Below are 14,620 nucleotides of genomic sequence, written 5' to 3' on the forward strand. Positions count from 1 at the left end.
CTGGCTCTGGCTCTGGCTCTGCAGATGATAGTTCTTGAGCGAGCAAGTCAAGTGCTTCTTCTTGCTCAATAACTTCGACCTCTTCGCCAAGCAAAGCACTGAAGTAATCATCAAGTGCTTGTTCACTGGAAAGTACGTCGTTATTGCTCATCGAACGCTAGCCTCTCCAAGTAAATTAGCAGTTGCTTGTATGCAAACACGCCACGGCTACCAGAAGCAAAATGCGATGCTGGCAGGTGCTTCAAGCTTGCATCACGGAATTTCGTGTCAATCGGTACCGCTGAGGTCCACACCTGATTCGGATAATCCTTTTTCAGCTGTGTTAACGTCTGCAACGAAGCTTTCGTGCGCTTATCGTACATAGTCGGCACGATAGTCACTTTGAACCCGCCCGGACGAGACTTTTGCATGATGGTTAACGTGCGAATCATGCGCTCTAAACCTTTCATGGCCAAAAATTCAGTCTGTACCGGAATTAAAATGCGATCACTCGCTGCTAGTGCGTTCACCATCATCACACCAAGAATTGGCGGACAGTCGATCAGCACATAATCATAATCTTGAGCAACGGCTTGTAGAGCTCGCTTTAAGATCAACCCCATTCCGCTGCGGTTGCCCATTACACGGTCGAGCGTGGCTAATGACATGTGCGCAGGGATAATGTCCATGCCGTCAAGATCCGTTTCTACGATCAACGGTTTTACCGTCTCACGAGTAAACGTCTTGAGCTGAAAAAGGTCGAACAAGCTCGACGTCACAGCATCAGGATCATAACCAAGGTACGTGGTCAGTGACGCATGTGGGTCCGTATCCACCATTAAGACACGATGGCCTTTTTGGCTTAATAGGCCTGCTAACGTCACTGTTGATGTCGTTTTGCCTACCCCACCTTTTTGGTTTGCTACACTCCAAACGATCATGATTTTTCCTACGCTAAGCCGACTTCGACCAGCATGCGCTCAGCAATACGGTCGAGAGGTAAATCTTCAGTGGATATACCCGCTTTCGCAACCGCTTGAGGCATGCCGTAGACGACGCAGCTTTCTTCGTCTTGAGCCCAAATAGTTGAGCCAGCCGATTTCAGCATACGCGCACCTTCACGACCATCAGCACCCATGCCAGTCAGTACCATCGACAAGACTTTGTCGCCGTAGACTTTTGCCGCCGAGCCAAACGTTACGTCAACACAAGGTTTGTAGTTCATACGGTCGCCGCCATCAATAATACGAAGACGAGCAGCACCAGCACGACCATCAACCATCATCTGTTTGCCGCCTGGGGCAAGATAAGCAACGCCAGCTTGCAACACATCACCATCTTGCGCTTCTTTCACTTGGATTTTGCATAGCGTGTTTAGACGACTCGCAAACGCCGCGGTAAAAGTCGCTGGCATATGTTGAATAAGCACGATTGGGTGCGGATAGTTTACAGGTAAGCGAGTTAGAATTTTTTGCAGCGCAACAGGACCACCGGTTGAAGTTCCAATAGCCGTTAACTGATACTTCTTACCAGACGCGCGGAATTTCGCAGCCATAGAGCGACTTGGTGCAGATGCCATTGGCGTAGCTGAACGAGATGCTAAAGGACGTGTTGTCGAATTAGCCGTTGTCGCCGCTGGTTTCGCAATAGGACGGCGCATAAACGCACGCTTGGAAGCAATTTGGATCACTCGTTGTTGGAGCAGCGATACCGCTTCATCGCGATTACGTGCGATGTCTTCGAATTTCTTCGGTAAGAAATCCAACGCACCAGCGTCTAGTGCATCAAGTGTCGCTCTCGCCCCATCATGCGTCAGAGACGAAAACATCAGGATTGGCGTAGGAGACGCAGCCATGATTTCACGAACGGCAGTAATACCGTCCATGACTGGCATTTCAATATCCATCGTGATGACGTCAGGTTTGAGAGATTTGGCTTTTTCTACCGCTTCTCTGCCGTTAACCGCAACGTCAATCACTTCTAGGCGCGATTCTGAGTTGATGATTTCGCTTACGCGACGACGGAAAAAACTCGAATCATCAACGACTAGTACTTTAATCGCCATTTTATTCCTTTTATAAACCCCAGCTTCGCTTAAATGCGTGAAGCCGCAGCATATTGCTTAAGTAGGTCTGGCACATCAAGAATCAATGCGATGTGGCCATCACTCGTGATAGTCGCACCTGCCATACCTGGCGTGCCTTGCAATAGATTATCTAATGGCTTGATAACCACTTCTTCTTGGCCGATAAGCGTATCCACCACGAAACCAACACGTTGGCTGCCGATCTGTACGATAACAACATGACCGTGCCCCGTACGCTCTTGTACTCGTGGAGACTTAGAAGCCAACCAGTTCTGCAAGTAAAACAGTGGAATAGATTTATCACGTACGATGATAGTCAGCTGGCCATCTACCACATTCGTGCGGCTAAGATCTAAGTGGAAGATCTCGTTAACAGAAGCCAAAGGTAGTGCAAATGGGTGGCCGCCAACGCCAACCATTAGCGTCGGTAGAATTGCCAATGTAAGCGGTACTTTGATCGTAATCTTCGTACCCTTACCTAATTCAGAGTCAATATCGATAGAGCCGTTTAGTGTATTGATCGCGGTTTTTACCACGTCCATACCAACACCACGACCTGAGATATCAGAAATCTTATCTTTGCTTGAGAAACCAGGAGCAAAGATCAAATTGAAACACTCTTTGTCAGACAGGCGCGCAGCCGCATCTTCGTCCATCATACCGCGTTTCACGGCGATACCACGAAGTTTGTTCGGATCCATACCACCACCATCATCAACGATAGCCAGTTCGATATGATCGCCTTCTTGTGACGCAGATAGGATAACTTTACCAGTACGAGATTTACCTGCTTTCGCGCGGTCGTCTGGCATTTCAATGCCGTGGTCAACCGAGTTACGCACCAAGTGGATCAATGGATCCGCTAGCGCCTCTACTAGGTTTTTATCTAGGTCGGTTTCTTCACCGCGCATTTCAAGCACGATGTCTTTATTTAGGTTACGCGCCAAGTCGCGAACAACGCGTGGGAAACGGCCAAATACTTTCTTGATTGGCTGCATGCGCGTTTTCATCACTGCACCTTGAAGGTCTGCAGTCACGACGTCTAGGTTTGCTACCGCTTTCGACATTTCTTCGTCGTTGCTGTTCAAACCCAGGCTTAGTAGACGGTTACGCACCAATACAAGCTCACCAACCATGTTCATGATGGTGTCTAGCGTCGAAGTATCAACACGTACTGTCGCTTCTGCTTGTGGCTTCTTAACCGCTGGCGCTTTCGATTCTTCTTTTACCGCAACCGGTTTTGCTTCTGGCTTAGGAGCAGAAGCAGAAGCAGGTGCAGGAGAAGGCGCAGCCGCTACTGAAACTGGTTGAGGAGCTGGAGCGGGTTCCGCTTTTGGCGCTTCTGGAACAACGTTTGCTGATGCAGGCTTAGTTGCAAAATCGAGCTCTTCAAGAGAAGGACCTTTGCCTGAACCATGCAATTCGTCGAGGAGTTTTTCAAACTCTTCATCCGTCATCAAATCGCTGTCGTTCGAAAATGCAGAGCCGGCTGGCGCAGCAGGTTCTGCCGCTTTTGGCGGCTCAACTGGAGCAATTTCAGAAGCAGATGGGCTCTTACCAACACCATGTAGCTCGTCGAGTAACCTCTCGAACTCATCGTCAGTAATATCACCGCTATCGGTTGCCAGAGCATTCGCTTGAGTAGGCGTTGCAGGAGCAGCCGGTACAGGCGTTAATGCACTAGGTGCTGAGCCTTTGCCGTGCAGTTCATCAAGCAGTTTCTCGAACTCGTCTTGAGTAATTTCATCCACGGACCCAACACTCACTGGAGCTGTGCTTGCTTCTACTGGCGCAGCAGGCTGCTCGATAGCAGGTTCAGGAATCTCTGGCGTTGCAACTGGTGCTTCTGCGACCGTAACAACCTCGTCTTCTGACTCTGGCTTGCACAAACGGTGAAGCTCTTCCAACAATGCTGGATCTGCCGCATCTAGTGGCTCACGATCTTGCACCGCTTGGAATTGCGTATTGACTGTATCCAGCGCTTTTAACATGGTGTCCATCAAGCTTGGCGATACAGAACGCTGACCGTTTCTTAACACGTCAAACACGTTCTCAGCACCGTGACAAGTGTCAACCAGCTCTGCTAATGATAGGAAACCAGCACCACCTTTTACGGTGTGGAAGCCGCGGAAAATCGCGTTTAGGAGATCTTTGTCTTCTGGGTTATTTTCCAGTTCAACCAGCTGCTCAGACAGCAGCTCTAGGATTTCTCCAGCCTCAATGAGAAAGTCCTGAAGAATATCTTCGTCTAAATCGTAGCTCATACGTTACCTTTAAAATCCAAGACTGGACAACAAATCGTCGACTTCGTCCTGCGATGAAACCGCATCTTCCCTAAGTTCCGGATTCAGAATAGGGCCTTCAGCTTCGCTTGATTGTTTAATCTTTTTATCTGACGGTTCTGGCAAAACTTGAGTCTGTTCTTCTGGTTTATTTGCAGAAAAGACGGTCAAGATCTCAACCAAGCGATCTTCCACTTCATTAGAAAGCGTGATCACACGGCGAATAATTTGACCCGTTAAGTCTTGGAAGTCCTGTGCCATAAGAATTTCGGTCAGTTGACCGCGCAACTCAGTACTGTCACCTTCGACTTGAACTAATAGTTCATCGATACGGTGACAAAGTGTTTTGAAATCGCTTAATTCAATGCGTCCGTGCATGAGTTCGTTCCACTGAGGTCGAACTTGTTGAAGGCACTCATGCAGGTTATCAGCGATAGGTAAACAGCACTCAACCGCATCCATCGTTTTGTTTGCTGCCAGTTCAGTTTTATCAATCACATATTGCAGACGGTCTCTTGCATCCGGTATCTCGGCTTTTGCAATTTCTGTCATGCGCTGATCGAGGTTGAACTGCTTAAGTGAATCATGAAGGTCACGGGTTAATGTTCCGATTTCTTTAAGCATCGGATTCCCGTCGCCTTCATATATCGAGGCAACAAGCGTGTTAGCTTGGTCCTGTTCCCCGTTTTCTAGCATCTGAACGAGCGACTTCGCCTGCTCTAGTGAGATCATCCTGAATAGACCCTTTTTTACGTTTAGTGCTTTCTTTTGCTTTTTTGAGCGTCAACCGAGCCACCCTTTTGTATTAGGTATTAGGAGTGATGACTCGAGTAACAAAGAAAAAGAGAGAGTTATAAACGTTCGAAAATTTTATCTAATTTTTCTTTTAGTGTTGCAGCGGTAAATGGCTTAACGATATAGCCGTTAACGCCTGCTTGTGCTGCTTCAATGATCTGCTCACGTTTAGCTTCTGCTGTGATCATAAGAACAGGAAGGTGCTTTAATTCTGCATCTGCACGGATGTGTTTAAGCAAGTCGATGCCTTGCATACCTGGCATATTCCAGTCAGTTACAACAAAATCGAAGTCACCTTTTTTCAGCATTGGTAATGCAGTTAAACCGTCGTCCGCTTCTTGAGTGTTATTGAAACCCAAGTCACGAAGCAGGTTTTTAACAATACGGCGCATTGTTGAGAAATCGTCAACAATAAGGATCTTCATGTTTTTATTCAAAATTGCCTCCACTGAATCGTAAAATCAGTGTGTTTAGTCATTTTGTGTCCACGCACTGAGCTTGGTGCGTAAACGTTGCATCGCTTGACTCAGTATTTGGCTTACGCGAGATTCGCTTACGCCCAACACATCGCCAATCTCTTTCAAATTGAGTTCTTCGTCATAATAAAGCGAAAGTACCAAAGCTTCACGCTCCGGAAGCTGTTTTATTGATTCAACCAGTGCTTTTCGAAACGATTCATCAGCTACGCCCTTAAATGGGTTGCTGTCATCGGTTTCGTCCGCTGGTGAAATCACGTCATCAGAAACACCTAAATCTTCGATACCCACTAACCTTGAACAATTTATGTCGGTCAACGCACTGTGGTATTGATCTAGTGTCATACCAAGATGCGCTGCGACTTCAGAGTCAGACGGGTCGCGATTTAAGATGCCTTCCAGCTCCGCTACCGCTTGGTTAATTTCACGATTATTTTTATGAACAGAACGAGGTACCCAATCGCCTTTGCGAATGTCATCTAACATTGCACCGCGAATACGGATACCTGCATAAGTTTCAAAGCTCGCACCTTTAGAACCATCATAATTCTGCTGAGCTTCGATAAGACCGATCATGCCGGCCTGAATTAAATCCTCTACCTGAACACTCGGCGGTAAACGGCCTAACAGGTGATGAGCAATACGCTTGACCAACACAGAATAACGTTCAATGAACGCCTGCTGGCTATTAAACTTGCCATGTTGGTCGTAGGTAATCGCTTTATTCACCAAAAGGGTCCTCTGTGAATTCAGTACGATTTAGCAACCTTTCAACAAAGAACTCTAGGTGTCCACTTGGTGTTTTCGGCAGTGGCCACGTTAGTGCTTTGTTCGCTAATGAGCTGATTGCTAAAGCCGCTGGAGAACGAGGGAATGCATCCACAACGATCTTTTGTCGTTTAACGGCTTGTCGAACTTTGTCATCCAATGGAATACATGCTACGAGTTCAAGGCTGACATTCAAGAAGCGCTCTGTGACTAGCGTCAACTTTGCGAATAATTCTCTGCCTTCACGGTAGCTTCTGACCATATTTGCAACAACTTTGAAGCGTTGGACCTGATGTTCTTTACTCAACAACTTGATTAATGCGTAGGCATCTGTGATAGAAGTCGGCTCGTCGCAGACAACAACCACAACATCTTGAGCTGCTCGTGAAAAACTAATCACCATGTCAGAAATGCCCGCTGCTGTATCAATCAGCAGTACGTCCATTTCTTCTTCAAGACTACCAAATGCACGGATGAGTCCAGCATGTTGAGCAGGAGATAGCTCGGTCATGCTTTGTGTGCCAGAAGTTGCAGGGACTATCTTTATACCATAAGGGCCTTCAACAATCGCATCTTTTAGCTCACATTCACCCGCAAGGACATGCCCAAGGTTACGTTTTGAACGGATTCCGAGCATAACGTCAACATTGGCTAGACCTAGGTCAGCATCGAGAACCATCACCTTCTTGCCTTGGCGAGCCATACAGATCGCCAGACCCAGTGTTACGTTTGATTTACCCACACCACCTTTGCCGCCAGTAACAGCAATTACTTTAGTCAATGATGGTTGTGTTAAGCGACGGAGGCCGCTTGCTTGATCGTGTATCATATTCTCAGTCATAGTAGTCCGCCGCCCTAGAGTCCTTCGCTGTCACTGTTCCAAAAGTGAGGTTCGTTCTCTGTCGACTTCTCTAACAGTTCATTTGCTTTCGCAATCATGTATTTTGGTTGTGCTATCACAATGTCTTCTGGCACGCGCTGACCATTGGCGATGTATGCCACTGGCATTGCATTCTGAATCACGACGCTGATAAATTCACCCAAGCTCAATGATTCATCAAGCTTAGTCAAAATACAGCCCGACAGCGGAATGCGTCGGAAATGATCCAGTGTTTCTTGCAAAACTCGACGTTGAGCGGTAGCTGGCAAAACAAGGTAGCTGTGAATCACTTCACCACTCTCTTGCATCAGGGTATCAAGCTGTTCAGAGAGCCTTACATCTCGCTGCCCCATCCCTGCCGTATCGACCAAAATCAGTCTTCTGTTTCGTAGCTGATATATAACATCGGCTAACTCGTTAGAATCTTTAGCAACTCTTACGGGACAACCCATAATTCTTCCGTAAATTGAGAGCTGCTCATGTGCACCTATGCGATATGTATCTGTTGTCACAAGGGCTACGTTATCGGCACCAAACTCCATCGCCGCACGTGCTGCCAGCTTCGCAACGGTCGTGGTTTTACCCACTCCTGTCGGGCCAAGCAGTGCCACCACGCCACCACGCTTTAAAATATCTTGTTTTGGAATCGTGATTTGATCTGCAACAAGAGAAAGCAGTGCTTTCCACGCTCGCGCTGGTTTAGTGTCTTCTGGGATATAGCATGCCATTTGATCCGCAAGCTCCGGGGACACACCCATTCGCTCTAAACGTTTGATCAGCATGGCTCTTAGAGGCTCACGGCGCTCAACTTCTTGCCACATCAAACCAGAGACTTGGTGCTCAAGCAGACGACGAATTGATGTCATCTCTTCTCGCATGTTCTCCAGCTCATCCGCTGCGTCTTCACGCTCATCCGAAGGACGGCGGCGATCGTAGCGGGTTGGGTCCAACTTTGGCGTCGGACGCTCAAAACGGCTGTCTTGAGCAATCAACTTCGCCAAGGGCGAGTCTGGTTGGTAAGGCGCTGGCTTTTCTTGGTTATAGCTTTCACGATGCTTATTTTGGCGTTGCAACAATGCCGATAGCGAATCTTCATTTTCCGCTACGTGGTCATCTGACTCAGCGGCACCGCCACTGTATTGCTTGAGCATGTTCGCGAAACGTTTTGTCATCGAGCCTGATTTTTCATTGTTCGCGTTTAGGCTGATTCTGTCTTCATCTAAACGGCGATCTTGATAACGCTCAGACGCAGATGATGACATTTGACGAGGTTCGCTATAACGATTCGATTGAGCTGCGCTGCGATTAGGAAGCGACTGCGCTTGCGAAGACGGTGCCGCATTCGACTCACCATCTATTGCCGCAACGATCTCAACACCGCCCGCCACTTTCTTATTCGACATGATCACCGCTTCTGCACCAAGTTCTTCTTTCACTTGGAGCAGCGCCGTTCGCATGTCTTTGGCAAAAAATCGTTTAATCTTCAAACTATGAATCCATTAATGATGCGCGGGATCAGTTACCCACGGCTTGCACAATTCTGATCTGTTTCTCGTCCGGTATTTCTTGGTAAGACAGTACGCGGAGGTTAGGTATTGTGTTCTTAACAAACTTCGCCAGTGTGGAACGCAATACGCCAGACGTCAGCAGAACCGCAGGCTCACCTTTCAGTTCTTGCTCTTGTGTCGCTTGGCTCAAGGAGGACTGAAGTCGCTCGGCTAACCCCGGTTCTATGCCCGCAGATTCGCCCCCTGATGCCTGCATGGTTTGATGCAATATTTGTTCCAGTTCAGGAATGAGTGTTATCACCGGCAACTCTGGTTCTATACCATTGATTTCCTGAACAATTAGTCGCTTCAAGCTAATGCGCACCGCTGCCGTTAAAATGTCAGGTTCTTGACTCTTACTCGAGTACTCGGCCAAGGTCTGCACTATGGTTCTGATATCGCGAATAGGGATGGCTTCGTTAAGTAGGTTTTGTAGCACTTTGACCACCACACCTAATTGCAGTTGATCAGGGACGAAGTTCTCCACCAACTTAGGTGCGCTACGACCAAGCATTTCCAATAGGTTCTGTACTTCTTCATGACCAATCAGCTGTGATGCGTTGTTGGTGAGTAGTTGACTTAGGTGCGTCGCCAATACAGTTGAAGAATCAACAACGGTATAACCAAGAGCTTGTGCATGTTCACGTTGCTCTTCACGAATCCAAACCGCTTCAAGACCAAACGCTGGGTCCATGGTTAGTTCACCTTCAATCATGCCGTAAACCTGACCAGGGTTAATAGCTAGTTCTTGGTCGGGACGAATCTCGGCCTCACCAACAGCAACGCCCATCAAGGTAATACGATAGCTGTTTGGGGTCAGTTCTAGGTTGTCGCGAATATGAACCGCAGGAATAAGGAAACCGAAGTCTTGAGAGAGCTTTTTACGCACGCCTTTCACACGTTCAAGCAGTTCGCCACCTTGGTCTCGGTCCACCAATGGGATCAAACGGTAGCCCACTTCCAGACCGATGATATCGACTGGTTGTACATCATCCCATGACAATTCGCGTTGAGAAATGGGTTCGCTGCCATCTTCCGCTTTGGCGGGTAAGGCCGGTTCTTTGGCTTTTTGTTTTTGCTTCTTATCAAGCCAGTAAGCAGCACCACCAGCAACAGCGGCTAATGACAAGAACGAGAAATGTGGCATACCCGGCACGATACCCATCACACCAAGAATGGCAGCGGTGATCATGAGGGCTTTCGGGTTGTCGAACATCTGGAAAATCAGCTGTTCACCCATGTCTTCATCAGTATTTTGACGCGTTACCATCATCGCTGCAGCGATAGACAGTAGCAACGATGGAATTTGTGCCACCAGGCCGTCACCAATGGTCAGGAGCGTGTAGATTTGCATCGCTTCAGAGAAGCCCAAACCATACTGTGCCATACCAATCGACAAACCGCCGATGATATTGATGAACAGGATTAAGATACCGGCAATCGCATCGCCTTTAACAAACTTAGACGCACCATCCATTGAACCGTAGAAGTCGGCTTCTTTGGTCACTTCAAAACGGCGTATGCGTGCTTGGTCTTGGTCAATCAAACCGGCGTTCAAGTCTGCATCGATCGCCATCTGCTTACCCGGTAAGGCATCCAGTGTGAAGCGAGCACTTACCTCAGAAATACGACCCGCACCTTTGGTGACCACCATAAAGTTAATGATCATCAAGATTAGGAACACGACCAAACCCACGGCGTAGTTACCGCCAATCACAACGTTACCAAAGGCTTCGATTACGTTACCAGCGGCGTTGCCCCCTTCATGACCGTAAAGAAGTACCACACGCGTAGACGCCACGTTCAATGCAAGGCGCAATAAGGTTGCAATAAGCAGTACAGTTGGGAATGCAGCAAAGTCGAGTGGACGACGTGTGTAAACGGTCACTAACAACACCACCATGGCTAAGGCGATATTAAAGGTGAAGAATAAATCCAGCAGGAACGCAGGAATAGGCAAAACCACCATCGCAAGGGTGGCCAGTACCATAACAGGCGCACCAATGGCAGGCATGGAACGCTGTGGGATCTTTGGCAATTTATCTGCAAATGGCAGGCTTAACTTCATACTGCGAGGTGTCTCAATCGGTCTGGAGCATCACGTAACTGAAAGCAGTAATTAAACGCTTATAATGAGTACTACGCGACGGCTTTCGCCTAAAAGTTTAGGTATTGTTGTTGATTAACGCGTTATAAGCAATGTGTGTACCATGATTAACGCCAAAATAATGACTAATCGCTCAAAGAAATCACAATCCTTTGATCTAATGCGAATTTTTGTCTACTTCGCCCATGCAATTATTTTCATTAGTGGCGATGTTCCGGTGGGATTGGCAAATCGTAATCTTGGATCTTAGGTCGCTGACCGCCACGTTTGCGATATTGCTTAAGCTGGAACACAAATGCGAGAACTTGTGCAACGGCAGTAAACAGTCCGTCGGGTATTTCTTGTTCTAATTCGGTGGTGTGATAAAGCGCACGCGCCAGTGGTGGAGCGGGTACAATGGTAATGTCATGTTCACGCGCCACTTCTCGGATTTTCATCGCCATGTGGTCAGTACCTTTGGCAATCACCACAGGCGCACGGTCCGTTTTCTGCTTATAGCGCAGTGCTACCGAAAAGTGCTCAGGGTTGGTAATGATAACGTCCGCTTGCGGGACATCCGCCATCATTCGACGCTGTGCGGCTTCCCTTTGCAACATGCGAATACGCCCTTTTACCTCTGGCTTGCCTTCGGTCTCTTTGTATTCGTCTTTAATCTCTTGTTTGGTCATCTTAAGTTGATCGGCATGCTGCCAGATCTGAAAGGGAATATCGATCGCGACCACAATTAACAACGAACAACTGATAAGCAAAATGAAGTTGAGTAGGATATCCAAAGCATGGAAGATGTTTTGCGGATACACATCCATACTGAGTTGAATCAAGTCCGCTTGTGAGGCTTGAATGAGGTATATTGCCATCCCCGTAACCAATGCGACTTTCAGGATGGACTTGATAAGCTCCACCCAACTCTGCATACCAACCATACGTTTTAAACCGCTAAGCGGGTTCATTTTGGACAGTTTTGGCATTGCCGCTTCAGCAGAAAAACTGATGCCCCCGACCCCTGCGGCTCCAATCATGGCAGCAACAAACAAGGTGATGAGAATCAAAAACAGTGGAAACAGCAAATCTGTCATCGCGCCAAACGCAATATCAAACAACTTTGCAGTATCAAAGATCTCTTCTCGCTTGAGATCAAATAAACGGCTCATGATAGAAAACAGTGAGCGTGCTAAAGCATCACCAAACCACATTAAGGCGATCGCGCCCACAATCAGCACAGAGGCGGATGCGAGCTCTTTAGATCGAGCAACTTGCCCCTTCTCTCTGGCTTGTTGTAACCGTCGGGGGGTGGCTTCTTCGGTGCGTTCTTGACCGTCTGACTCTGCCAATCCAGCCTCCTAGCAATTCAAGCGAATGAGGTTACAAATCTGCTCCTCACCCACAGCCCAGAACAATTCATAATGGCTATATAAACCCGCCAGAATGTACCAACAAAGCAGCAAGCCCACCATCAACGCGAATGCAAAACCGAGTGAGAAAATATTCAACTGCGGTGCAGCACGCGTCATTACACCAAATGATAAGTTGATGGTAAGCAATGCGATGATGCCAGATAAAGACATACTCAGTGCCGTTTTAAACATGATGCCTAGCCAACTCGCCATCTCATAGAAGTCGACGCTTCCTAATGAGCCAGAACCAATTGGCAAGGTTTTAAAACTGAACACTACCAGCTGCAGCATTTTTAAGTGCCCATCGGTAGCAAGGAAGAACATAGTTGCCAAGAACATAAAGAGCTGACCAAGCAGTGGCGTGTTCTGCCCATTCGCAGGGTCAACCATGGAGGCAAAACCCAAGCTCGATTGCATACCGAGGATCTGACCAAGCAGAACAAAGGTTTGGATCATAAATTGAGTCACCATGCCCATGGCAACGCCAATAATGATTTGCTCAGCGATGGTCATGAAACCACGGAAAGAGAGCAATTCAATGTCTTGTGGCACAGCGGGAATAGCAGGCGCAACCGCGAAGGTGATCGCTAAGCCAAGGTATAAGCGAATTCGAGGCGAGACGAAGCGTGCCCCGGTTACCGTCATCACCATCAACATGGCAGAGATACGGGTATAGGGCCAGAAGTAGTTTGCGATCCAGTCGAGGACGATATGAGTTGGATACTCCATACGCGCCTCTAGTAGAGCACCTGTGGTAAGCGTTCTATCAGGCCGTAGAAGTATTCCATCAGCATTTGCGTCATCCAGTGGCCGAACAACATCAGAGCCAACAAAGTGACAATCAAACGCGGCAAGAAACTTAGCGTCTGTTCGTTGATGGAGGTTGCCGCTTGGAAAATCGCCACGACTAGGCCAATTAGCAAGCTGGGGATAATGATGGCACACACCATGATCAGCACCATCCAAAGTGCCTCACGGAAAAGCTCGACAAACATTTCTGGAGTCATGTCTTACCCTCTTCTCTCTGTGGCCAATCTAAAGGGCAAAACTGCCGGCAAGTGTCGACAATATCAAGTTCCACCCATCCACCAGTACAAACAGCATCAGCTTAAATGGCAGCGATACGATCATTGGCGATAGCATCATCATACCCATTGCCATCAAAACAGAAGCAACAACCAAGTCGATGATCAAAAACGGTAAGAACAGCATAAAGCCGATCTGGAATGCCGTCTTAAGTTCAGAGGTAATGAAAGCTGGGATCAAGACCGCCATCGAGACATCTTCTGGGTTGGTCACTTCTTCACCTGACATAGTCACGAAGGTTTCCAAATCTTTGATGCGAGTTTGTTTGAGCATAAAAGCTTTCATCGGCGCCTGTGCAGCGTCGAAGGCTTCACGAGCCGTCACTTGCTCATTCAAATAAGGTTGAACCGCTTGATCGTTAATCTCATTCAAAACAGGCGACATGATAAAGAAAGTCAGGAAGAGCGCGATACCGATGATGACTTGGTTAGAAGGCGTTTGTTGTAGACCCATGGCTTGTCGCAGAATCGACATCACCACCACAATACGGGTAAACGACGTCATCAAAATCACCATCGCTGGCAAGAAGCCAAGCATGGTCATTAAGGCAAGAATCTGTAACGTCACTGAATAGTCTTCACTGCCGTCGGCGTTGGTCGTCATGGTAAATGCAGGAATACCGCCACCATTACCCACCGACATACTGCGGCTTGAGCCTGACTCACCCTCCATTGCCTTAACCGTCACACTGTCGCCCTGCGCTAGATTGGCAGGCAATGATGATTCCTCTGCTTGTGCAAAAGAAAGCGAAGAAAACAGCACGCCAATGAGCAACATAAAGGTGCTCAGCATCAGGCGGATTGAATTATCCTTTGTCATGTTTTTTTATCAGTTGGCTAAATTGACTAGCAAATGCGCTGGTCGCCAACGCTTCCTCTTTCAATGGCGTTTCAAGCTTGGCCAAGGTTTGGATAGATTGGCTTGTAATGCCAACCAAGAACTGTTCTTCACCAACCTGAACAACCGCAATGCGCTCTTTGGTGCCGACTGGTAACTGACTGACAATACGCAGCCCTTTCTGTTGCCCCATCGCTGGAACTTGCATGCGTTTTAGCAACCAAGCCAGTAATAAAATCACACCAATCACAAGCACTAAAGAACCTAACGTGGTTGCTAAATCTAGACTCGTTGGCGCGGCTGCAAATGCATAAGGAGCACTCAGCATTAAGCCGAGTGCTCCTGTAATTTGCTTCAATCGCGTTTTGATTGAACTGCTCATA

At 47.7% G+C, this 14,620-nt stretch carries 14 protein-coding genes and 1 pseudogene; all 15 read right to left on the reverse strand.

The features are described from left to right. Positions 1-151, reverse strand: a pseudogene (locus BCT11_RS28335) (chemotaxis protein CheW); the annotation flags it as partial. Then, positions 141-920 (reverse strand): ParA family protein, encoded by a 780-nt coding sequence (locus tag BCT11_RS06675; RefSeq protein ID WP_038872059.1) that lies wholly within the window; start codon positions 918-920, stop codon positions 141-143. The gene BCT11_RS06675 and the pseudogene BCT11_RS28335, both read right to left, overlap by 11 nt. An 8-nt stretch (positions 921-928) precedes the next feature. Then, positions 929-2,044, reverse strand: a complete 1,116-nt coding sequence (locus BCT11_RS06680) for a chemotaxis response regulator protein-glutamate methylesterase (protein ID WP_038872061.1) — start codon at positions 2,042-2,044, stop codon at positions 929-931. A gap of 29 nt (positions 2,045-2,073) precedes the next feature. Then, positions 2,074-4,329, reverse strand: coding sequence for a chemotaxis protein CheA (locus BCT11_RS06685; RefSeq protein WP_102387702.1), 2,256 nt, complete (start codon positions 4,327-4,329; stop codon positions 2,074-2,076). Positions 4,330-4,338: 9 nt separating this feature from the next. Further along, entirely contained in the window at positions 4,339-5,079 is a 741-nt protein-coding gene (locus tag BCT11_RS06690; RefSeq protein ID WP_038872065.1) for a protein phosphatase CheZ, read from the reverse strand. 119 nt (positions 5,080-5,198) lie between these two features. Continuing rightward, positions 5,199-5,567: a chemotaxis response regulator CheY gene (cheY, locus tag BCT11_RS06695; protein WP_017635949.1), complete on the reverse strand. Its 369-nt coding sequence runs from the start codon at positions 5,565-5,567 to the stop codon at positions 5,199-5,201. Positions 5,568-5,612: 45 nt separating this feature from the next. Further along, complete coding sequence (locus BCT11_RS06700) at positions 5,613-6,347, reverse strand: RNA polymerase sigma factor FliA (protein ID WP_038882136.1); 735 nt, start codon at positions 6,345-6,347, stop codon at positions 5,613-5,615. Further along, entirely contained in the window at positions 6,340-7,227 is an 888-nt protein-coding gene (locus BCT11_RS06705) for a MinD/ParA family protein (RefSeq protein WP_038882135.1), read from the reverse strand. Before BCT11_RS06705 ends, BCT11_RS06700 begins: the two co-directional genes overlap by 8 nt. A gap of 14 nt (positions 7,228-7,241) precedes the next feature. Then, positions 7,242-8,753 (reverse strand): flagellar biosynthesis protein FlhF, encoded by a 1,512-nt coding sequence (gene flhF, locus BCT11_RS06710; protein WP_038882133.1) that lies wholly within the window; start codon positions 8,751-8,753, stop codon positions 7,242-7,244. Positions 8,754-8,781: 28 nt separating this feature from the next. Then, positions 8,782-10,881: a flagellar biosynthesis protein FlhA gene (gene flhA / locus BCT11_RS06715; RefSeq protein WP_102387703.1), complete on the reverse strand. Its 2,100-nt coding sequence runs from the start codon at positions 10,879-10,881 to the stop codon at positions 8,782-8,784. Positions 10,882-11,120: 239 nt separating this feature from the next. Then, positions 11,121-12,251, reverse strand: a complete 1,131-nt coding sequence (flhB, locus tag BCT11_RS06720) for a flagellar biosynthesis protein FlhB (RefSeq protein ID WP_038872074.1) — start codon at positions 12,249-12,251, stop codon at positions 11,121-11,123. A 9-nt stretch (positions 12,252-12,260) separates the two neighbouring features. Next, positions 12,261-13,043, reverse strand: a complete 783-nt coding sequence (gene fliR, locus BCT11_RS06725; protein WP_038872076.1) for a flagellar biosynthetic protein FliR — start codon at positions 13,041-13,043, stop codon at positions 12,261-12,263. An 8-nt stretch (positions 13,044-13,051) separates the two neighbouring features. Then, a complete protein-coding gene (gene fliQ, locus BCT11_RS06730) occupies positions 13,052-13,321 on the reverse strand; it encodes a flagellar biosynthesis protein FliQ (protein ID WP_005380488.1) in 270 nt (89 codons plus the stop codon). A 28-nt stretch (positions 13,322-13,349) separates the two neighbouring features. Then, a complete protein-coding gene (gene fliP / locus BCT11_RS06735; RefSeq protein WP_038872079.1) occupies positions 13,350-14,219 on the reverse strand; it encodes a flagellar type III secretion system pore protein FliP in 870 nt (289 codons plus the stop codon). Further along, positions 14,206-14,619: a flagellar biosynthetic protein FliO gene (gene fliO, locus BCT11_RS06740; protein WP_038872081.1), complete on the reverse strand. Its 414-nt coding sequence runs from the start codon at positions 14,617-14,619 to the stop codon at positions 14,206-14,208. Before fliO ends, fliP begins: the two co-directional genes overlap by 14 nt. Position 14,620: the final 1 nt, after the last annotated feature.

It is taken from the genome of Vibrio sp. 10N.222.52.B12, assembly GCF_002875385.1.
GTDB classification, from domain to species: Bacteria; Pseudomonadota; Gammaproteobacteria; order Enterobacterales; family Vibrionaceae; genus Vibrio; species Vibrio jasicida.